Origin of the sequence: Bacillus sp. FJAT-52991 (genome assembly GCF_037201805.1) — a bacterium.
Taxonomy (GTDB): Bacteria; Bacillota; Bacilli; order Bacillales; family Domibacillaceae; genus Bacillus_CE; species Bacillus_CE kandeliae.
The window spans coordinates 897280-916353 of sequence record NZ_CP147404.1; the positions used below are offsets into that span (position 1 = coordinate 897280).

Genomic DNA, 19074 nt, shown 5'->3' on the forward strand with positions numbered 1-19074 from the left:
GCGATAAGTCAACATCGATTCACTAACGTTCATCGTGTTTCCTTTATCTTGTGCGGGTCGGTCCAGTCCATACGTCGCTAAACGGCGCCTTCCGCTTTTCTATACTTGACCTTGTTGTTTAGTTTTCAGTATGCTAGATGCAGCAAATTGTGTAGAAGGGTGATTGGATTTGTTAATTAGTGTTAAAGGTTTAGATGATGAGCGGTATGAACGGCCATTGCGGCTGATTGCCAATTTGTTTTTTGAGGAAACAGAGATTGATATGGGTGGGGATGATGGTTCCCTTGAAGTGGTTTTTACCTTGACGGGAGAAACAGATGTGAAAGCTAAGGCTGTTTTAACTATAAAGGAAAGTGGGGAGCAATTTGTCGCTCACTATGAGAAACGAATCACTGCAGATCAGGAAAAAGAATATTTCAAGAGTTTGAAAAATGTTGTGTCACATGTGTATTTACATGTACTACATGAGTATACGGGAATCGTACAGAAATGGGGTATTTTAACGGGGATTCGTCCGACAAAGCTGCTGCATCGTCAAAATCAAGCAGGTGTCCCGACAGAGGTTGCTCATCGTCAATTACAAGAAAATTATTTAATGACAGCAGAGAAAACCGATTTAATGCAGCGAATTTTAGAACGTCAACTAGCCATTGTTCCTGATTTATATGATTTAAAAAAAGAAGTAAGCATTTATATTGGGATTCCTTTTTGTCCAACGAAATGTGCGTATTGTACGTTTCCTGCCTTTGCCATTCAAGGAAAGCAGGAGCGTGTGTCCTCTTTTTTAAGCGGGCTGCATTTTGAAATGGAAGCGATTGGTCGTTGGTTAAAAGAAAAGGGTGTACGCATCACAACCGTTTATTATGGAGGAGGTACACCGACGGCGATCACAGCAGAGGAAATGGATGAGTTGTATGAGCTCATGTATCAAGTGTTTCCTGATGTGGAGAAGATTCGTGAAATCACAGTCGAAGCCGGACGACCTGATACGATTACACAAGCGAAGCTAGATGTTTTAAAGAAGTGGAAGATCGATCGGATTAGTATTAATCCACAATCGTATACACAAGAAACGCTTAAAGCGATTGGGCGTCATCACACAGTCGAAGAAACGATTGATAAGTATCATTTAGCTAGAGAGAATGGCATGAATAATATCAATATGGACTTGATTATTGGTTTGCCGGGTGAAGGATGCGAAGAATTTAAACATTCGCTTGACGAGACGGAAAAGTTGATGCCTGAGTCATTAACAGTTCATACGCTGTCATTCAAAAGAGCTTCTGAAATGACACAGAATAAAGAAAAGTATAAAGTGGCGGATCGCTCAGAAGTAGAACAAATGATGGGCATGGCAGAAAGATGGACAAAAGATCATGGCTATGTGCCATATTATTTATATCGCCAAAAAAATATTCTTGGAAATTTAGAAAATGTCGGCTATTGTATGCCGGGGCAAGAGAGCATTTACAATATTGTTATTATGGAAGAAGTTCAGACGATTATCGGCATTGGCTGTGGAGCTGCCAGTAAATTTATTGATCCGAACACGGGAAAAATTGAGCATTTTGCTAACCCGAAAGATCCGAAAACATATAACGAACGGTTTGAAGAATACACGAATAAAAAGATAGCCATTTTAAATGAATTATTCAAATAAAGCGAAATTTCAATCAGTGGGGGGTTTCTTCATCCCCCACTGATTGTTAGTTGAACGGATCGGGCGTTTACGGGCTGTTGATCCCTCACCTACATGCCTGTGCTTCTTCTGCCATGTTGAGGTGGGGATCTTACAGCCCGTTAATGCGGGATAAAGTATAACTTTACCTTGCTTCTTTAAAGGAGCAAGGTTTTTATGTGTAAAAATTCTAAATTTTTAAAAAATAACTATGAATGACGCTTCATTTTTTGTATCCTTAATAGGAGGAGGGGATTGTAAATATGGACAAATTTGAAACGGTTAAATGTGATATTAATGGGGGAGTCGCACGGATTACTTTGAGCCGTCCGCAGTCGATGAATGCTTTAAATGTACAAATGATGGAGGAGTTACTTACTTGTTTGCAAGAAGTAAGCCGAGATAATCAGGTGAAGGTCGTTGTGTTATCAGGTAAGGGGGATGCTTTTTCTTCAGGGGGCGATATTAAACAAATGCTCACTGGTTTAGATGAGCAACAGTTCTTCACAGTGATGGACGTGATTTCCGATTTAGTGACGACTTTATACAAAATGCCAAAAGTAACGATTGCAGCGATTCATGGGGCGGCCGCAGGATTAGGATTGAGCTTAGCACTGGCAGCTGATTATGTCATTTGTGGCGATCAGACAAAGATTGCGATGAACTTCATTGGCATCGGATTGATCCCTGATGGAGCGGGCCATTTTATGATGGAAAGACGAGTAGGAGAAGTGAAAGCGAAGCAGCTCATTTGGGAAGGGAAAGTGATGAGTGGCTTAGAAGCAGAAGCCATTGGGTTGGTTGATCAAACAGCGGAAGAAAGCCAGTTGGCCGAAAAAGTGGATCAATTAATCGGCTATATTAAGCAAAAGCCGCTGAAAGCGATGATTGCGACAAAGAAAATATATGCCGAGCTTCAAGAAGCCAAACTAATCCAATCATTGCAATTAGAAAAGCAAGCTCAGCTGAATATGAGACAAACGCAAGATCATCAAGAAGGGATTCAAGCCTTTATCGAGAAGCGTAAGCCGGTGTTTACAGGGCGTTAACATGGAATAAAAAGCATGAGGTGTCGAAAAAAGTCCTCACAAATAGACTTTCTCGACATCTTTTTCTTATTGAGTTACGGAGTATGGGCTTTTTACGGAGTTGATCTTTACTTTTACTGAATCAGATCCTCTTTTTACTGAAACACACCAATGATTTACTGACTCGTGCTGGATTTTTACTGAATCAAGCTTCACTTTTGCTGAAACATAACAGAAAAGGAGCTGTCACAGAAGGCAGTTTTCACTGATTTTCTGGACAGCCCGATGCTTTTCTTTAGATCAGAAGGGCACTTCCGATTAATCTAGCTGTTTCACAAATAATACTCTGTCTTGGTTGGGTCCATCGTAGTCAGTATTGACTGAAACACCATCTACTTTTTTGTCCCCTTCTTCAATTTCAAATCCCATCTTAGTGTGATAGCTAATCGACGTTTTGTTAACAGGTGATGTTACACAGCGGACAACATGACGCCCGTTTTGCTTAACCACTTGAAAAAATTCAGTGTATAAGCGTTTTCCAATATTATGTTTTCTGTAATTGGGATGAACTCCAACAAAGTGAATATATGCTTCATTAGCATGACTTTGAGAGAAGAATCCTATAAGAAAGCCTACAATTTCTCCTTCTTTTTCAGCAATGAAACTTGTATTTTTAAAATGATCAAAGAACAGTTTGGGCAGCATATCAGACATGTTTCTGCCGCCCCACCATTCGTTGATTAGTGGGGCAAGGACTTTGTAATCTTCTCCTTTTACTGAACGAATTTTCATTGAAGTCTCCTTAAAAATTTGTCGCTGACCAGCACCTTCCGCTTTAGTCATCATCCAGCTCCACCTCCTTGGGGCTCGAGTCAGATGTCAGCCCGACTTCATGGCTGAAGAGCGCCATTTTGTCGGTCCGTCATCTGCTTGTCGCCCCAGAACAGTCGGCTCCGCTTTAGTCATCATCCAGCTCCACCTCCTTGGGGCTCGAGTCAGATGTCAGCCCGACTTCATGGCTGAAGAGCGCCATTTTGTCGGTCCGTCATCTGCTTGTCGCCCCAGAACAGTCGGCTCCGCTTTAGTCATCATCCAGCTCCACCTCCTTGGGGCTCGAGTCAGATGTCAGCCCGACTTCATGGCTGAAGAGCGCCATTTTGTCGGTCCGTCATCTGCTTGTCGCCCCAGAACAGTCGGCTCCGCTTTAGTCATCATCCAGCTCCGCCTCCTAGACACTCGAGTCAAATAACCTGCCGCTTACAAGGCTTGTCGCCTTTTCAGCGACAGAACATTTGCTTGTCGTGTCTAAACAGTCGGTTCCGCTTTAGTCATCACACATGAAATAATACTAGTTTTCCCAGGGGTGAGGTGCAGCGGTGGGTGTGTTCTTCGTAGGCATGGCGATGAAGGAGTTTTTGCCCGATCGTTTTTGCTTCCTCATTGTTTTTTGCTTCAAAGGCTTCGTCTAATAATTTTTCTCCGTTTTTTTCGAAGACTGTTAGTTTATAAGTTTGCATAGGATTTCCCCCTTATCATTGTATATGTTTATTTTACATGAATTTAGAAAATTTTAAAAATAATCTTTACGGAACTTTTTGGCATTTGATTCGTACAAATGATAGAGGTGATAAATCAATGTTAGTATTGGACCATGTAACAAAAAAATTTGGAGAGTTCACGGCGGTCAATCAACTGTCGTTAAACATTCCAGAGAAAGATATGTTTGGTTTTTTAGGAGCGAATGGGGCAGGGAAGACAACGACTTTTCGTATGATTTTAGGGTTGATGAAGCAAACGGATGGTCGTATTACTTGGATGAATGAAGCAATTAATTACGATACGAGTGCTCATATTGGGTATTTACCTGAAGAAAGAGGACTGTATCCGAAAATGAAAGTGAAGGAACAAATTGTCTATTTAGCACGATTGCGTGGAATGGATAAAAGACGAGCTGCGAGTGAAACGGATCATTGGCTTGAAAGGTTCAATGTGCCAGATTATGCGAATAAAAAAGTAGAAGAGCTATCAAAGGGAAATCAGCAAAAAATACAGTTTATTGCGTCGGTTGTTCATCAGCCACAGCTATTAATTCTCGATGAGCCATTCAGTGGGCTGGACCCGATCAATGTTGAATTGCTTAAGCAAGCAGTGATTGAATTAAAGGAGAGCGGGACGACAATTGTTTTTTCTAGTCATCGGATGGAACATGTCGAGGAGCTATGTGAGCATTTATGTATTATGCATCATGGCCGTCCTGTTGTGCATGGAAACTTAAGTGACATTAAACGTTCATTTGGCAAGAAGAATGTGAAGGTACATGCTGATTTTGATGTGAGCTTTTTAGCGAATGCCCCAGGTGTGTTGAAATCGAAGAAGACAGCTGAAGGGATTATTTTGCAAATTGCAGAGGAAGAGATATCACAGAGAATTTTTTCTGAGCTACAAGGGAAAGGTTTCGTGCAGAAATTTGAATTAGAAGAGCCTTCTTTAAATGATATCTTTATTGAAAAGGTAGGTGCTTCATATGAATAGTTTCTGGTTAATGCTGTCGCAATCATATCTTAATAAATTTAAGACGAAATCTTTTATACTGACCACACTGATTGTCGCGATCATCATTATGGTTGGAGCCAACTTTGAAAAAATAGTTGATATGTTTGAGGGAGAAGATGAACAGACAAAGATTGCGGTTATTGATGAAAGAGGAACACTTTTTCAACCGCTGAAGCAACAGCTGACTGCTCAAAATAGTGATATCCAATTAATCGAAGCGACCAAACAAACGGAGGCCCAATTAACAAAGGATGTAGAACAAGAAAAATATGAAGGATATATTTTGTTAAAGAGGGATGCACAAGGCTTACCAACCGCTACATATAAAGCATTAAGTGTGGCAAATAGTGAGCTAGTTAATGAGATTAGTCAAGCTTTGCAAATGATTAAAGGTCAAGAGATGGCGAATAAGTTAAAGCTATCGAAAGAGGAAATGGCTCTTTGGAACGCTCCTGTAGATGTGGAAAAAGTAGCTTTAGCTAAAGAAGCGAAATCAGAGGAAGAGATGATGCAAGCTCAAGCACTTGTGTATATTTTATTGTTCTTTATTTATCTATCGGTGATTATTTACGCAAATATGATTGCTTCTGAAGTAGCGATTGAAAAGTCTTCAAGAGTAATGGAGATTTTGATTTCGAGCGTGTCCCCAGTGAAGCAAATGTTTGCCAAAATCATTGGCATCGGCTTGCTTGGGTTGACACAAATGGTTATTTGGCTCGGAGTCGCTTATTATGCCTTTTCAAGCCAATCAGAAGATTCTGTTGCCAGTGTATTAGGGCTAACATCTGTCTCCGCTTCGCTGTTGATATATGCGATTGTCTTTTTCATTCTTGGTTATTTTTTATATGCAACGATTGCGGCTTTACTAGGCTCGCTCGTTAGCCGATTAGAAGACGTTCAGCAAATGATGATGCCATTGACATTCTCAGTGATGATTGCCTTCTTTATGTCGATGTATGGCCTTGGAAATCCTGAATCTCCGGTCATTACCATTAGCTCGTTTATTCCTTTTTTCACGCCGATGATTATGTTTGTACGTGTAGGTATGTTAAATATCCCTATGTGGGAGGTCGCTACAGGGATCGGTATTTTACTCGTCTCTATTCTCATATTAGGTGTGATTGGGGCAAGAATTTATCGCGGCGGCGTGTTGATATATGGCAAATCAAGTTCATTGAAAGATTTGAAAAAAGCGATTCAATTATCGAAACATCAATAATCATGTTAGAAAAGAGAAGGGGCTAATGTAAAAGGGCCTCTTTTCTGCTTTTTTCTATAATAACTACTCGCACGCACCGTAATAATTCGTTAAAATAACAATACTGCTACCAGTAAGAGGGGAATGTATTATGGAAAAAAAGAAAAAAGGTCCATTATTATTACTCAGCTTTAATTTATTTATCATTATGGTTGGGATTGGTCTTGTCATTCCAATTTTGCCGTTTTATGTGGAAGAGTTTGGAGCGGGAGCAAGGACACTTGGGGCATTGATTGCGGTGTATTCTTTTATGCAATTTTTGTTCGCGCCAGTATGGGGAAAGCTGTCCGATAAGATTGGGCGTAAACCGTTAATTACAGCTGGTTTGCTTGGGTTTGCGGCGGCTGAATTTCTGTTCGCCTTTGCTACCGACATATGGATGTTGTTCACTGCCCGAATGTTAGCCGGAATATTTGGTTCAGCATTAATGCCAACAGCGATGGCTTATGTCTCCGATGTAACAACGTCTCAAGAGCGCGGAAAAGGCATGGGGATTTTAGGGGCATCTATGGGACTTGGGATTGTCATTGGTCCTGGTATTGGCGGCTGGCTCGCTGAATATGATTTATCATATCCATTTATTTTTGCGGGGATCGCGGCAATTGTTGCGGCGATTGTGTCGGTGTTAGTTCTACCAGAGTCGTATTCCAAGGAACAACGGGAGAAAGATGCACAGCGAAAAGCAAATGAACCGTCCGTTAATCAATGGGAACAATTCAAACAGACGATGTTAAGCCCCGCTGGATTTCTGCTATTTCTTGTGTTCTTATTAAGCTTTGGTCTAGCTAATTTCCAATCAATATTCGGTTATTATTCCTGGGAGCGTTACAACTACGGACCGAAAGATGTAGGTCTTATTATGCTCATTATTGGCTTGATTGGTACGTTCGTTCAAGGGTATGGGGTTGGAAAAATAACGAAAAGATTTGGTGACCGCAACACGGTGCTTGGCTCATTACTACTGAGTGCAGTTGGTTTTGTTATTATGACGCTTGCCACGAATTTTGTGGGTGTAATAGTAACAACAGGCTTGTTTTTTATTGGAAATTCGCTACTGCGTCCATCGGTTAACTCCTTACTTTCTAAATATGCCGGATCGAAACAAGGCTATATTATGGGATTGAATAATTCATTTTTAAGCCTTGGCAATGTTGCTGGCCCGCTTGTTGCCGGCATGTTATTTGAGTGGAATATCTATTTTCCTTATTTATTTGGCGGAGCGGTGATGTTAGTTGGATTTTTATTCACATATCGTTTTGCTATGAAACACAAAGTACAAGAAGCAAGATAATGTTTTATGTTATCATTTAATTATTGAGTTGAAGGAGGGAAAGCAAGTATGTCTCAAGGTATTACACATTATGAAGCAGGACAAAGTGTCGATTGCTATTTGTTAATTAAGTCTTCTACGAGAAGCATTGCAGTAAACGGCAATCCTTATTTAACGCTAATCTTACAAGATAAGAGCGGAGAAATTGAAGCGAAACTTTGGGATGCAAAAGAAGAGACGGAAAAGCAATATCAGCCCCAGACGATTGTTAAAGTAACGGGCGAAATTCAAAATTATCGTGGAAGAATGCAATTGAAAATTCGACAAATCCGCCCGGCAAACCCACAAGATGGCGTGCAGGTTAGTGAATTTATTGAAACGGCTCCGATGACGCAAGAGGAGATGACGGATATCATCACTCAGTTTATCTTTGAAATGAAGAATCCACATATTCAGCGAATTACACGCTTTTTATTGAAAAAACATCACACTGAATTTCTTGAGTATCCAGCCGCTACAAAAAATCATCATGAATTTGTATCCGGTCTTGCTTTTCATGTCGTTTCTATGTTAAAGCTAGCGAAGTCGATCGCTGATTTGTATCCATCACTTGATCGTGATTTATTATATGCGGGCGTGATTTTGCATGACTTAGGGAAAGTAATGGAGCTTTCTGGTCCTGTATCTACCACCTATACAGTGGAAGGGAATTTACTTGGACATATTACGATTATGGTCAATGAAATTGGTAAGGCCGCAGAGGAGCTTGGCATTGATGGGGAAGAGGCGATGATCTTAAAGCATATCGTCCTATCTCATCACGGCAAAGCGGAATGGGGAAGCCCGAAACCGCCAATGGTGAAGGAAGCCGAAATTCTTCATTATATTGATAATTTAGATGCGAAAATGAATATGCTTGATCGCGTACTAGAGCGGACGAAACCAGGGGAGTTTTCTGAGCGAGTGTTTGCTTTAGATAATCGTTCCTTCTATAAACCGAATTTTTCTTCTTAACATGTCCTTAACGGGACATGTTTTTTTGTTTTTAGAATATATATAGTAACGAATGCGAGTTCAAGAAAGGGGAGAAGGTCATGACATTTCCATTATGGATGTATGTCGTAGTAGCAGGGATTTTTTTCAGCGCATTTATGACAGTGAAGACATCAAAGGCTGAAAGAAAGGCTGAGATGGATTATATTGAACAGGAAGGGCAAGTGTATATTCAGCGGATGGAGAAGGAACGAGATCTGAAAATTAAAAGTTAAATAAAAAAGAGATGGTCCATGTGACCATCTCTTTTTTTGTAGATTATTTTTCTTCTTTTGTCTCTTCTTTCGGTGCACCTTCTGCAGGAGCCGATTCACTTTCGAAAGCACCTTTTAGGTCAGCATCTTCCACTTTGACCTCTGATGCTTTTAATTCTTTTTCTAATTTCTTCTGAAGCTTAGCAGGGTCTATTTTAGAAGCTTTTAATTCATCCGTTAATTCTGCCTTCATATCTTTCAAAGGTTTTTTCTCTTTTTTGTCAGTTACTTTAATGATATGGTAACCGAATTGTGATTTCACTGGCTCACTAACTTGTCCTACCTTTAAAGAAGACATCGCTTCAACAAATTCAGGAACTAATTGTTCGCGACCTTTATTATCGATCCAGCCTAAACTTCCGCCGTTTGCAGCAGAGCCTGGATCAGCAGAATGTTCTTCTGCCAATTCTTCGAACTTTGCACCTTTATCAAGTTGCGCCTTAAGATCTTTTGCTGTCTTTTCATCTTCTACTAAAATATGGCTAACCTCGATTGGTGCTTCCCATTTGTCGTAGTACTCTTTTAGTTCTTTGTCAGAAATTTTAATATCTGCAGTTGCTGCTTTTTCACGTAGCAACTGTGACTTGACTAGCTCTTTGAAGCCTTTTTCATCTATAGCGAATTGAGCTAGGAACATCTCATATTGGTCTCCTAATTGCTCTTTCGCTTTTTTAAATTCCTTATCTAGTTCTTCATCGGACACAGTATATTTTTCGGAGAGAATTTTATCGTACACAAGATTTTGAAGAGTTTGTTCCATTTGCTGTTTGTTGTTGACTTTCATTGCCTCATAAAGATCTTCTTTTGTGACATCTCCTGCTTTTGTTGTGGCGACAACATCATCACCTGCGCTGCATCCCGCAAGGCCGATTGCACCTGCCACTAAAGAAATAGATAATAACCATTTTTTCATTCTTATTAACAACTCCCTGATAAGTTAGCCGGCTTTTGGTTAAGCAGCGGCTTCTGCAATTTTATTCTAGGACATACTATAACACATTTTTATGAAGTAGCCAAAAATTTGAACTGATAAAGTGAAACTTCAATCAGTGGGGGGCTCCATCCCCTGCTGATTAAAGAAGAACAAAGGCTAAAATCGCAACGTCCTGTTGCAACGCCTTTGTAACCTGCATCGTGCAGGCCCGAACGGATCGGGCGTTTACGGGCTGTTGATTCCCCACCTACATGCCTGCGCTTCTTCTGCCATGTTGAGGTGGGGATCTTACAGCCCGTTAATGCGGGATAAATAAAAACGAGCCGAAGTTAGAAACACGGCTCGCTTTATGTATAGAGTATTTCTACATAGGATGAAATCAATAAAATCGTAATATAAATATTTATTGTACGGAAGATTTTTGGGTGCTTTTCTTCCGGAATCTCTTTTTGAGTACAAAGAATGCTCGTTAATCGATTAATGTTAAACAGGATGAGTGCAGAAAATACCACAAATACAACCATAATGGTGATCAAATTGTTTCCCTCCTCTTTTGACTATATGTAAATAACATATCAAAAAGTGCTCCAAAAAGATAGAAAAACAGTTAGGAAGAGAGTTATCCCCTCTCTTCACTATCATCTATTGAGGAATTAAAATTTCATACCCTCGGTCATGCTCTTCAATGACGGCTGACTTCGGGGAGGTAACTAACGCTTTTAAATAAAGAAAATCCATGACACAAATTCCTGTATGATAAGCGGAAAGCATCGTGAAATAATGCAGATAATTCGGGAAGAGAATGCCGCTTAATAGCAAAATAGGGTTAATCATGAAAAAAGGCAGTACTAAACTGAGTATAAACCTTTTCTTTGGCACAGGTTTCTTGATCGTGATGAAAACAATCGGCAGACAGCCTAATTTTAAACTATATTTGAATGTCATATGCGGAAAATAACGTAAAATTGGTAACATATGAACAAATTTATGGAGTGGATAAACCGCTAGCAATCCAATCAAAAATAATTCGAAATATGAAGAATACAAGGTTTCAGAATACATGGATTGCATAAGCGCAAAACTGCAGCTAAAAAACAACATCATAAGGATGAACGAAAAAACCATGATTTTATTGAAACCGTACTTTTTTTCAAAATCAAATGCACGCCAACACTTCATAGAAATCGTCCCTCCAATTGGCGAAAAAGTGATATGATTGTTTAATTTACGATGATTGAAGAGAAAAAGCAACATCTATTTTGATAAACAATAGGATGAAGAATATGTGAAGGAATGAACAAAAAGGTGCAGAATGGAGCACGGAAGAGGTTCTTCCGTACTTATAGATGGTTGGGAGTAGTGATTTTTGCTTTGACGAGCTTCCCATCCTCTTCAAAAAAATCCTTGTCGATATTATGGATCGATTTCTCAAAAATATCCATAAAGTCTTCGCCATAAATATTTTTGACGATCGTCAGGATTTCCACTAAATCAGGGAATTTACCAAAAAGCTCCCGTAGTGGAGCTGTTCCTGCAAACACAGAATTATGATGAGGATCATAGCTCTCCATCAGCTCAAGCAACACTTGTTCACCTTGTTCAGTGATTTCTACATACGTATTGCGTTTATCATTTTCTTTCTTAGAAAAGTTCAAATAACCTCTTTCTTCTAATTTTTTCGAAAAATTAAAAGCGGTTGAGACGTGCATCACGCCAAACTTAGCGACATCTGATATCGAGGCCCCTTTTAAATGATAAGCAATCCATAAAATATGATGTTCGTTAATGTTTAAATCGTATGGTTTAATCCATTGTTGCCAATCTTTTTCGACAGCCTTCCATAATGCTTTGCTTAATTGTGCCATCCGCTGACTGAATATAAGAGCTTCTTTCATAGAGTACTGATGGTTAGACATATGTGCACCTTCTTTTTTAAATTATTCACTCCCGATAGACAAAAAATATGAATATAGTTAATATTATTATGCCAATAAAGTAAAAAATAATAAAGATATAAATTTACTAAATTTTCGAAAAAAACAAGGAGCCTTATTTAGACTCCTTGTTTTTCGGTAGTTGGTTTAATTCGTCCACTGTCGATTGAATGTCTTCTAACTCTTGTTGCAGTTTCTGAATCGTAGGTTTCGTACTTTCTTGCCATAGAGATACACTAGTTTTTAAGCCGCCCGTTACCTCGGTAAATGTTTCCTTACTGACTTCCGAGAGGGTTTTCACGGAGGATTTCACTTCACTTAAATTATTGCTAATGGCATTTATAGAGCTTTTAGCACAACTTAGTGAAGATTTTGCTTTTTCTCGTGTTTCCTTGCCAGACAGCGGTGTACTGAACAAAGTTGTGGCCATTCCAGCAATTGTACCAGTGAGTAATCCGAATAATAGTGCCTTTTTATCCATATGTAATCACCTCACTTCTTTGGTTTAATTCTCGATTAATCGCAAAATTCCTTTATTTCCGGTTGCGGACAGGTTCATTGTCGCTCCTTGCTTGCATAGTATGTAAGAAACGTCATCCTTTATTGTAATTGTTACCATCGCAGGAAAGCAATAATTAAGGAAAGAAGTAGAGGAGTGACAGGAATGGAAGGCATCATTTTTGCATGCTATGCGATTAGCTTTATTCTTTTAATGAGCATGGTTAACCACATTCGGGGAATTTGCAAGCAAGGAATATGTATGTCAAGGCATGTAGCGAAACAAAGAATCAAAATCTTTGGAATAACCGGTGTCCTTTTTTTAGTATTGTCGATTTTGCTTACCTATGTGTGGAATGGATAGCAAGGCAGGTGAGAACGGGGTCAGCTTTCGAGGAAGCTGACCCTGAATAGACCGTCTGTTAGTTTTGAATGTAGCGCGCAATCCCTTGAGCGATTTGTTGGAATTCTTCTGTCGAATATTCGCCGCTATGGTCTTGAAAGATCGGATGAAACCCATCTTCTTTGCCGTATCGTGGAAGCAAGTGAATATGGGAATGGAAAACCGTTTGACCAGCTACTGCACCGTTATTATTTAAAATATTTAGCCCTTCGACTTGAAATTCTTTTTTTATGGCATGGGCAATTTTCGGTACGACTTCAAAGAGACGAGCTGCTTGGTCAGACGTTAATTCAAAGACATTTTCTTTATGTTCTTTCGGAATAATTAAAGTGTGTCCTTTCGTGACTTGACTAATATCTAAAAACGCATACACATGTTCATCTTCATACACCTTTGCAGAAGGAATGTCCCCATTAATAATTTTACAGAAAATGCAATCACTCATTTTTTTCATCCTCTCTGTTTATGTAATTGTCAAAATTTTAACACACCACCGGGAATTAATAAAGTGAACCTCCAATCAGTGGCGATCTTGCTGCTCGTTAATGCGCGATAAATAGACAAGCTATAAGACAATCCATGAGTTTTATAAAAGAATTTGCTAAAATAGGGGTAATCACATTATGAGAAGGGACGTTTTCTATGTCTTTATTAAAAATAAACGACCTGGTGGGCGGATATACACGTAAACCAGTGTTAAAAAATATTTCTTTTTCGATTGAAAAAGAGAGTATTGTTGGGTTAATTGGTTTAAATGGAGCGGGAAAAAGTACCACCATTAAACATATCATTGGGTTGATGGAGCCGAAGCAAGGAAGCGTATTAATTAATGGCCATACGCTGCAGGAAGGGCCTGAAAAGTATCGTCAACAGTTTTCTTATATTCCAGAAACACCTATTCTATATGAAGAATTAACACTAGAAGAGCATATGAAGCTAACAGCGATGGCTTACGGATTGAGTGAAGCAGAGTATAAACAACGAATGGGTCCTTTGCTGAAAGAATTTCGCCTACAAGAGAAAATGAATTGGTTCCCGGCTCATTTTTCTAAAGGAATGAAGCAAAAGGTGATGATTATGAGTGCTTTCTTAACGGAACCTTCTCTTTATATTATTGATGAGCCTTTTGTTGGACTAGATCCGCTAGGTATTCAATCTTTGCTTGAGTGGATGAATAAAATGCGTGATAATGGGGCGGGTATTTTAATGTCTACGCATATTTTGGCGACAGCTGAGAAATATTGTGACTCTTTCATTATTTTACATAATGGTGAGATTCGCGCTCAAGGAACGATCGAGGAGCTTCGAGAGCAATTCCATTTGACAGATGCTTCTTTAGATGATATTTATATTCAATTGACGAAGGAAGAAGAATAATGAAAAACATTGAGCAATTATGGAAAAGCAGGCTGGAGTCTTATTATGGCGAACTGCGTAAATACTTGCGTTATATGCTAAATGATCATTTTTTGTTTGTGCTTGTATTTGGGCTTGGTGCCCTGCTTTATTACTACAGCGGCTGGGTGAAAACGCTTGATGAAACCTTTCCAGCCCCGTTCATTATGGCTGTGACGCTTGGTGCATTATTAGCTTGGAGCCCGGTGTACACCTTTTTAATGCGTGCGGATACTGTCTTTTTACTTCCGCTAGAAGAAAAGATGAACAGTTATTTTCAAAAAGCGATTCGGACAAGCTTTTTTTCGCAAATTTATTTATTGATTGCTGGACTGGCTTTCTTTATGCCGATGTACGCTCAAGTAAAAGGTTCGTCCGCTCAATCGTTTTTCCTCTTGCTACTTGTCTTAGTAGGCTTGAAAATATGGAATTTACATATTCGCTGGTATGTGCTCAAACAGCAAGAAAGAGAAAGCCACTTAGGTGATTTAGCGATCCGTTTTATCCTGAATGGTGTCTTGCTTTATTTCTTATTTTCTAGTTCGAATCTCCTCTTTGTCGGGGCGGTAGCTGTTATTATGATTGGTTACTTGATTTATTTTAAGAAAGCAGCCGAGCGAATGACATTAAAGTGGGAGACACTTGTGGATCTGGAAGAGAAAAGAATGGCCGCCTTTTATCGCCTCGCAAATTTATTTACCGATGTTCCTCATTTGAAAGGAACCGTCAAGCGGCGTCAATGGCTCGACCCACTTCTAGAGAGATTACCGTTTAGTCAAACATCGACCTACGCTTTTTTATTTCGCCGTACTTTTGTTCGAACAAGCGAATACTTCGGGCTGTTTGTTCGCCTAACAGTGATTGCCGCACTGGCGATCGGCTTTAGTGATCAAGTGATCTTGCAGCTCATCATTGCGCTGTTATTTATTTATTTAACTGGTTTTCAATTGTTGCCAATGATTCGGCGTCATGAACTGAAAATATGGGTCTCACTTTATCCAGTCTCAACAACGGAAAAAAGAGAGGCGTTGTTACAGCTGTTAGGACGTTTGCTGATCATACAAGCGACGGTGTTTGGAATCGTAGCTGCTATTAGTCAAACACTTACTCAAGGTGGTCTTGTTTTAGTAGCGGGTCTGCTTCTTGTATTTGTTTTCGTTAAATTATACGCACCATCTCGCTTAAAGAAGATGGAGGAGCTATAAAAAATGGCGGCACCACTTAAGGTGTCGCCGTTTTTTTATCCCGCATTAATGGGCAGTAAGACCCCCACCTCAAAATAGCAGGAGAAGCAAAGCTGTTTAGGTGGGGATCAACTGCCCATAAACGCCCGATCCGTTCAACTAACAATCAGTAGGGGATGAAGAAAACCCCCACTGATTGAAGTTTCACTTTATTGTTAATCTTCTTTAGGAACATTGTATGTTGTGACATAAGATGGGCTTGAGAAGATTTTTGGTTGCTTGTCGACTCCTTCTTCTGAGCTGCGTTTTTCGTGAGCTTTATTGTAAGCTTGCGAGTCTTGCCAACCTTGAAAAGATTGCTGATCTTTCCATTGGGTCATAATAATATACGTATTAGAGTTAAGTGGACGAAGCACGCGAATCGAGATAAATCCTGGCACTTCTTCAATAAGACGTGCTCGATTTTTAAAGCGATATTCAAAAATAGGCCGGCCCTCATCTGTGACAGGAATATTATTGAAAACAACATAACCGTGATTCGCTAGCTCACCTGATGCGTCAATGACTTCATATTTACGCGGGGATTGAAAAAGTGTTTTTTGCTCTGTTTCATGCAAAAGTGTAGCTCCTTCCGCATTCTCCATGACAATCATTTTTTCAGTAGCATGCTTGTCTTTCAGCTTCTTTAAAAAATCAAACGTCCCTGAAGTAATATATACATTCATTTTCGTCACCTCAATTAAATAATGATTACTCTACTATATTAACTTTACACATAAAATTATCCATGTAAACCAATAGTGTGTTTTTTTGATGTTAGGGGGGCTTTCTTCGACGTTAACGAGCCTTTCTTTGACTTTTGGGAAATTTCTTCGACCTTAGCGAGCTTTTCTTCGACTTTCGGGTACCAGACTGCATGGCTGAAGAACGCCATTCCGTCATTCTGTCTTTTGCTTGTCGTGCCTGGACAGTCGGCCCCGCTTTTCGAATTGTCCAGCTTCAGGCGCTATCGGCTCGAGGTCAAAAGCCAATCCGTCCAAAAGGTTAAAGAGCAACCTTTCAGCCGGCTCGTCTTTTGCTTGTCGCCGATGAACGAGCGCCTTCCGCATTTCGTGTTGTCCAGCTCCAGGTGCCAGCGACTAGTGTACTTTCACGTTCCTCCTTGCGATAAGTCAACATCGATTCACTAGCGTTCATCGTGTTTCCTTTATCTCGTGCGGAGCGCTTCAGTCCATACGTCGCTAAACAGCACCTTCCTCTTTTCGAATTGTCTAGCTTCGCCTCCTAGACACTCGAGTCAAATAACCTGCCGCTTACAAGGCTTGTCGCCTTTCCGGCGTCAGAACATTTGCTTGTCGTGCCTGGACAGTCGGCTCCGCATTTCGTTGTCTTTGGCGAATTTATGACATTTGTGTAGTGTTGCTATACTTTTATTCGTAAAACATCTATAGTGTAAATCGTATAAAAAGGTAGGTATTATCATTTATTTCCGAGTGAGGATTTAATATAATGAGGGATAGTGACTTTTAATGTGGAAAAGGTGGAGGAACAAACGTGATGAGAACGATTAATGATACTTTTTTACAAGCAGCAAGAGGAGAGAAGACAGATTATGTCCCAGTATGGTATATGCGTCAGGCTGGACGCTCACAACCGGAGTATCGCAAGCTGAAAGAGAAGTACTCGCTGTTTGAAATTACCCATCAGCCAGAATTATGTGCGTATGTGACTAGATTGCCTGTTGAGCAGTATGATGTCGATGCGGCGATTCTTTATAAAGATATTATGTCACCGCTTCCAGCGATCGGTGTGGATGTAGATATTAAGTCTGGAATTGGTCCAGTGATCAGTAACCCGATTCGTTCATTAGCTGATGTTGAGAAGCTTGGAGAGATCGATCCGGCAAATGATGTCCCTTATGTATTAGAAACGATTCGATTGCTTACGGAGGAGCAATTAAATGTGCCATTGATTGGATTTGCTGGAGCTCCTTTTACATTGGCAAGCTATATGATTGAAGGCGGACCGTCAAAAAATTATAACAAAACAAAAGCATTCATGTACGCTGAGCCAAAAGCTTGGTTTGCTTTAATGGACAAGTTAGTAGAAATGACGATTACTTATGTGAAAGCCCAAATTAAAGCGGGCGCTCGTGCTGTCCAAATTTTTGATTCTTGGGTGGGAGCACTAAATGTACAAGATTATCGCACATTTATTAAACCAGTAATGGAGCGTATTTTTAATGAGTTACGTCCTGAAGGAGTTCCATTAATTATGTTTGGGGTGGGTGCAAGTCATTTAGCGATGGAATGGCATGACCTTCCATTAGATGTTGTTGGCTTAGACTGGCGTTTACCAATTGAACAAGCCCGAGCAATGGGAATGACGAAAACGGTTCAAGGGAATTTAGATCCAGCGCTTTTACTCGCTCCATGGGAAGTAATTGAGGAACGAGCTAAAGCGATCATTGATCAAGGAATCCAGCAACCTGGTTACATTTTTAACTTAGGTCACGGTGTCTTCCCAGACGTAAATCCGGATACCTTAAAGCGTTTAACTACATTTATTCATGAATATAGTGCCGAAAAGCTGAAATAAGAAGATTCTTTTTGGAAAACTTAAAAAAGACATGTCAAAATAGAAAAGGATTTCTATTATTACGAGGTGAAAGCAATGACAAAAAGAAAAATGGGTTTATTAGTAATGGCTTATGGCACGCCATATAAAGAAGAAGATATTGAAAGATACTATACACATATACGCCGTGGAAGAAAGCCTTCACCAGAACTGCTTGAGGATTTGCGTTCCCGTTATGAAGCAATTGGTGGCATCTCTCCGCTTGCTAAAATTACGCAGGAACAAGGGGAAAAGCTAGAGCAACATTTGAATATCATTCAGGATGAGATCGAATTCAAAATGTATCTTGGACTTAAGCATATTGAACCATTTATTGAAGATGCTGTTGGGCAAATGAAAAAAGATGGCATAGAAGAAGCGGTATCGATCGTATTAGCTCCGCATTTTTCTACGTTTAGTGTCAAGTCTTATAATGGGCGAGCAAAAGAAGAAGCGGAGAAGATCGGTGGGCCGGCTATTGTGTCTGTTGAAAGCTGGTATAAAGAACCTAAGTTCATTGACTATTGGGCACAAAAAGTACAGGAAACCGTAGCATCGATGTCAGAAGAAGAATGTAATAACTATGTGCTAATTGTCTCTGCTCATAGTCTTCCTGAAAAAATTATTCAAGCAGGCGATCCATATCCTGACCAATTGAAAGAAACAGCGGATTTAATTGCAGAAAAGGCGGGCGTTAACAATTATGAGATCGGCTGGCAAAGTGCCGGTAATACGCCTGAGCCGTGGATCGGACCAGATGTACAGGACTTAACTCGTGAGTTATTTAATGAAAAAGGCTATCAAGCATTTGTTTATGCACCTGTAGGGTTCGTCTCTGATCATTTAGAAGTGTTGTACGATAATGATTATGAATGTCAAGTAGTAACAAAAGAAATTGGTGCAAGCTACTATCGTCCAGAAATGCCAAATGCTCAGCCGCTATTTATTGAGGCAATGGCTAGTACGATTATGCAGCATTTACAAGCAAACGCAAAATTATAAAAAGAAGGCGATGC

At 39.9% G+C, this 19074-nt stretch carries 22 protein-coding genes; 12 read left to right on the forward strand and 10 right to left on the reverse strand.

The genetic code is table 11. The features are described 5' to 3' along the window. Nucleotides 1–169 precede the first annotated feature (169 nt). Together WDJ61_RS04685 and WDJ61_RS04690 are read left to right on the forward strand one after the other, a co-directional pair. Complete coding sequence (locus tag WDJ61_RS04685; protein ID WP_338753483.1) at nucleotides 170–1660, forward strand: coproporphyrinogen III oxidase; 1491 nt, start codon at nucleotides 170–172, stop codon at nucleotides 1658–1660. Nucleotides 1661–1941: 281 nt separating this feature from the next. Beyond that, nucleotides 1942–2727, forward strand: coding sequence for an enoyl-CoA hydratase (locus WDJ61_RS04690; protein WP_338753484.1), 786 nt, complete (start codon nucleotides 1942–1944; stop codon nucleotides 2725–2727). A gap of 297 nt (nucleotides 2728–3024) precedes the next feature. On the opposite strand, the gene WDJ61_RS04695 is transcribed toward WDJ61_RS04690, so the two are convergent. Continuing rightward, nucleotides 3025–3498: a GNAT family N-acetyltransferase gene (locus WDJ61_RS04695; RefSeq protein WP_338754712.1), complete on the reverse strand. Its 474-nt coding sequence runs from the start codon at nucleotides 3496–3498 to the stop codon at nucleotides 3025–3027. Between the two features lie 539 nt (nucleotides 3499–4037). After that, nucleotides 4038–4223, reverse strand: a complete 186-nt coding sequence (locus WDJ61_RS04700; RefSeq protein ID WP_338753485.1) for a YhzD family protein — start codon at nucleotides 4221–4223, stop codon at nucleotides 4038–4040. 118 nt (nucleotides 4224–4341) lie between these two features. On the opposite strand from WDJ61_RS04700, the gene WDJ61_RS04705 reads away from it, so the two are divergent. The 5 genes from WDJ61_RS04705 to WDJ61_RS04725 all read left to right on the forward strand — a co-directional run bounded on the left by WDJ61_RS04705 (nucleotide 4342) and on the right by WDJ61_RS04725 (nucleotide 9055). Then, on the forward strand, nucleotides 4342–5238 hold the full coding sequence (locus WDJ61_RS04705) for an ABC transporter ATP-binding protein (protein ID WP_338753486.1): 897 nt from the start codon (nucleotides 4342–4344) through the stop codon (nucleotides 5236–5238). After that, nucleotides 5231–6478, forward strand: a complete 1248-nt coding sequence (locus WDJ61_RS04710) for an ABC transporter permease (RefSeq protein WP_338753487.1) — start codon at nucleotides 5231–5233, stop codon at nucleotides 6476–6478. The genes WDJ61_RS04705 and WDJ61_RS04710 overlap by 8 nt, the downstream gene beginning before the upstream one ends. Nucleotides 6479–6608: 130 nt before the next feature. Beyond that, nucleotides 6609–7808, forward strand: coding sequence for an MFS transporter (locus WDJ61_RS04715; RefSeq protein ID WP_338753488.1), 1200 nt, complete (start codon nucleotides 6609–6611; stop codon nucleotides 7806–7808). Nucleotides 7809–7856: 48 nt separating this feature from the next. Then, on the forward strand, nucleotides 7857–8801 hold the full coding sequence (gene yhaM / locus WDJ61_RS04720; protein WP_338753489.1) for a 3'-5' exoribonuclease YhaM: 945 nt from the start codon (nucleotides 7857–7859) through the stop codon (nucleotides 8799–8801). An 80-nt stretch (nucleotides 8802–8881) separates the two neighbouring features. Continuing rightward, complete coding sequence (locus WDJ61_RS04725; protein WP_338753490.1) at nucleotides 8882–9055, forward strand: sporulation YhaL family protein; 174 nt, start codon at nucleotides 8882–8884, stop codon at nucleotides 9053–9055. A gap of 43 nt (nucleotides 9056–9098) precedes the next feature. Here the strand turns inward: WDJ61_RS04725 and WDJ61_RS04730 are convergent, their stop codons facing one another. From WDJ61_RS04730 to WDJ61_RS04750, 5 genes are all read right to left on the reverse strand, one after another. Then, nucleotides 9099–10007, reverse strand: a complete 909-nt coding sequence (locus WDJ61_RS04730; RefSeq protein ID WP_338753491.1) for a peptidylprolyl isomerase — start codon at nucleotides 10005–10007, stop codon at nucleotides 9099–9101. 368 nt (nucleotides 10008–10375) lie between these two features. Further along, entirely contained in the window at nucleotides 10376–10564 is a 189-nt protein-coding gene (locus WDJ61_RS04735) for a hypothetical protein (protein WP_413789112.1), read from the reverse strand. A 106-nt stretch (nucleotides 10565–10670) separates the two neighbouring features. Beyond that, entirely contained in the window at nucleotides 10671–11207 is a 537-nt protein-coding gene (locus tag WDJ61_RS04740) for a DUF3267 domain-containing protein (protein ID WP_338753493.1), read from the reverse strand. A gap of 161 nt (nucleotides 11208–11368) precedes the next feature. Further along, nucleotides 11369–11944 carry an HTH-type transcriptional regulator Hpr gene (locus WDJ61_RS04745; RefSeq protein WP_338753495.1) on the reverse strand — a complete coding sequence of 192 codons (576 nt, stop codon included), beginning with the start codon at nucleotides 11942–11944 and terminating at the stop codon, nucleotides 11369–11371. Between the two features lie 133 nt (nucleotides 11945–12077). Further along, nucleotides 12078–12443 carry a YtxH domain-containing protein gene (locus WDJ61_RS04750; protein WP_338753496.1) on the reverse strand — a complete coding sequence of 122 codons (366 nt, stop codon included), beginning with the start codon at nucleotides 12441–12443 and terminating at the stop codon, nucleotides 12078–12080. 183 nt (nucleotides 12444–12626) lie between these two features. Between WDJ61_RS04750 and WDJ61_RS04755 the strand changes: the two genes are divergently transcribed. After that, nucleotides 12627–12824, forward strand: coding sequence for a hypothetical protein (locus WDJ61_RS04755; RefSeq protein ID WP_338753497.1), 198 nt, complete (start codon nucleotides 12627–12629; stop codon nucleotides 12822–12824). 58 nt (nucleotides 12825–12882) lie between these two features. On the opposite strand, the gene WDJ61_RS04760 is transcribed toward WDJ61_RS04755, so the two are convergent. Continuing rightward, nucleotides 12883–13308: an HIT family protein gene (locus WDJ61_RS04760; protein WP_338753498.1), complete on the reverse strand. Its 426-nt coding sequence runs from the start codon at nucleotides 13306–13308 to the stop codon at nucleotides 12883–12885. A 197-nt stretch (nucleotides 13309–13505) separates the two neighbouring features. On the opposite strand from WDJ61_RS04760, the gene WDJ61_RS04765 reads away from it, so the two are divergent. Both WDJ61_RS04765 and WDJ61_RS04770 read left to right on the forward strand, forming a co-directional pair. Next, the gene (locus WDJ61_RS04765) at nucleotides 13506–14240 is read left to right on the forward strand and encodes an ABC transporter ATP-binding protein (protein WP_338753499.1); all 735 of its coding nucleotides are present in this window, start codon (nucleotides 13506–13508) and stop codon (nucleotides 14238–14240) included. After that, complete coding sequence (locus WDJ61_RS04770) at nucleotides 14240–15463, forward strand: ABC transporter permease (protein WP_338753500.1); 1224 nt, start codon at nucleotides 14240–14242, stop codon at nucleotides 15461–15463. The genes WDJ61_RS04765 and WDJ61_RS04770 overlap by 1 nt, the downstream gene beginning before the upstream one ends. Nucleotides 15464–15657: 194 nt before the next feature. Here WDJ61_RS04770 and WDJ61_RS04775 read toward each other — a convergent pair whose 3' ends face one another. After that, on the reverse strand, nucleotides 15658–16167 hold the full coding sequence (locus tag WDJ61_RS04775) for an antibiotic biosynthesis monooxygenase (RefSeq protein WP_338753501.1): 510 nt from the start codon (nucleotides 16165–16167) through the stop codon (nucleotides 15658–15660). 334 nt (nucleotides 16168–16501) lie between these two features. Continuing rightward, on the reverse strand, nucleotides 16502–16639 hold the full coding sequence (locus tag WDJ61_RS04780; protein ID WP_338753503.1) for a hypothetical protein: 138 nt from the start codon (nucleotides 16637–16639) through the stop codon (nucleotides 16502–16504). A 360-nt stretch (nucleotides 16640–16999) separates the two neighbouring features. On the opposite strand from WDJ61_RS04780, the gene hemE reads away from it, so the two are divergent. Continuing rightward, nucleotides 17000–18040, forward strand: a complete 1041-nt coding sequence (hemE, locus tag WDJ61_RS04785; protein ID WP_338754716.1) for a uroporphyrinogen decarboxylase — start codon at nucleotides 17000–17002, stop codon at nucleotides 18038–18040. A gap of 75 nt (nucleotides 18041–18115) precedes the next feature. After that, nucleotides 18116–19060, forward strand: a complete 945-nt coding sequence (hemH, locus tag WDJ61_RS04790) for a ferrochelatase (protein WP_338753505.1) — start codon at nucleotides 18116–18118, stop codon at nucleotides 19058–19060. The last annotated feature ends 14 nt before the right edge of the window (nucleotides 19061–19074 follow it).

Bases quoted from the DNA above. Each gene is read 5' to 3' on its own strand.
- WDJ61_RS04690 (WP_338753484.1), top strand. From the start codon at position 1,942: ATGGACAAATTTGAAACGGTTAAATGTGATATTAATGGGGGAGTCGCA.
- WDJ61_RS04695 (WP_338754712.1), bottom strand. From the start codon at position 3,498: ATGAAAATTCGTTCAGTAAAAGGAGAAGATTACAAAGTCCTTGCCCCA.
- WDJ61_RS04700 (WP_338753485.1), bottom strand. From the start codon at position 4,223: ATGCAAACTTATAAACTAACAGTCTTCGAAAAAAACGGAGAAAAATTA.
- WDJ61_RS04705 (WP_338753486.1), top strand. From the start codon at position 4,342: ATGTTAGTATTGGACCATGTAACAAAAAAATTTGGAGAGTTCACGGCG.
- WDJ61_RS04710 (WP_338753487.1), top strand. From the start codon at position 5,231: ATGAATAGTTTCTGGTTAATGCTGTCGCAATCATATCTTAATAAATTT.
- WDJ61_RS04715 (WP_338753488.1), top strand. From the start codon at position 6,609: ATGGAAAAAAAGAAAAAAGGTCCATTATTATTACTCAGCTTTAATTTA.
- yhaM (WP_338753489.1), top strand. From the start codon at position 7,857: ATGTCTCAAGGTATTACACATTATGAAGCAGGACAAAGTGTCGATTGC.
- WDJ61_RS04725 (WP_338753490.1), top strand. From the start codon at position 8,882: ATGACATTTCCATTATGGATGTATGTCGTAGTAGCAGGGATTTTTTTC.
- WDJ61_RS04730 (WP_338753491.1), bottom strand. From the start codon at position 10,007: ATGAAAAAATGGTTATTATCTATTTCTTTAGTGGCAGGTGCAATCGGC.
- WDJ61_RS04740 (WP_338753493.1), bottom strand. From the start codon at position 11,207: ATGAAGTGTTGGCGTGCATTTGATTTTGAAAAAAAGTACGGTTTCAAT.
- WDJ61_RS04745 (WP_338753495.1), bottom strand. From the start codon at position 11,944: ATGTCTAACCATCAGTACTCTATGAAAGAAGCTCTTATATTCAGTCAG.
- WDJ61_RS04750 (WP_338753496.1), bottom strand. From the start codon at position 12,443: ATGGATAAAAAGGCACTATTATTCGGATTACTCACTGGTACAATTGCT.
- WDJ61_RS04755 (WP_338753497.1), top strand. From the start codon at position 12,627: ATGGAAGGCATCATTTTTGCATGCTATGCGATTAGCTTTATTCTTTTA.
- WDJ61_RS04760 (WP_338753498.1), bottom strand. From the start codon at position 13,308: ATGAGTGATTGCATTTTCTGTAAAATTATTAATGGGGACATTCCTTCT.
- WDJ61_RS04765 (WP_338753499.1), top strand. From the start codon at position 13,506: ATGTCTTTATTAAAAATAAACGACCTGGTGGGCGGATATACACGTAAA.
- WDJ61_RS04770 (WP_338753500.1), top strand. From the start codon at position 14,240: ATGAAAAACATTGAGCAATTATGGAAAAGCAGGCTGGAGTCTTATTAT.
- WDJ61_RS04775 (WP_338753501.1), bottom strand. From the start codon at position 16,167: ATGAATGTATATATTACTTCAGGGACGTTTGATTTTTTAAAGAAGCTG.
- WDJ61_RS04780 (WP_338753503.1), bottom strand. From the start codon at position 16,639: ATGAACGCTAGTGAATCGATGTTGACTTATCGCAAGGAGGAACGTGAA.
- hemE (WP_338754716.1), top strand. From the start codon at position 17,000: ATGAGAACGATTAATGATACTTTTTTACAAGCAGCAAGAGGAGAGAAG.
- hemH (WP_338753505.1), top strand. From the start codon at position 18,116: ATGACAAAAAGAAAAATGGGTTTATTAGTAATGGCTTATGGCACGCCA.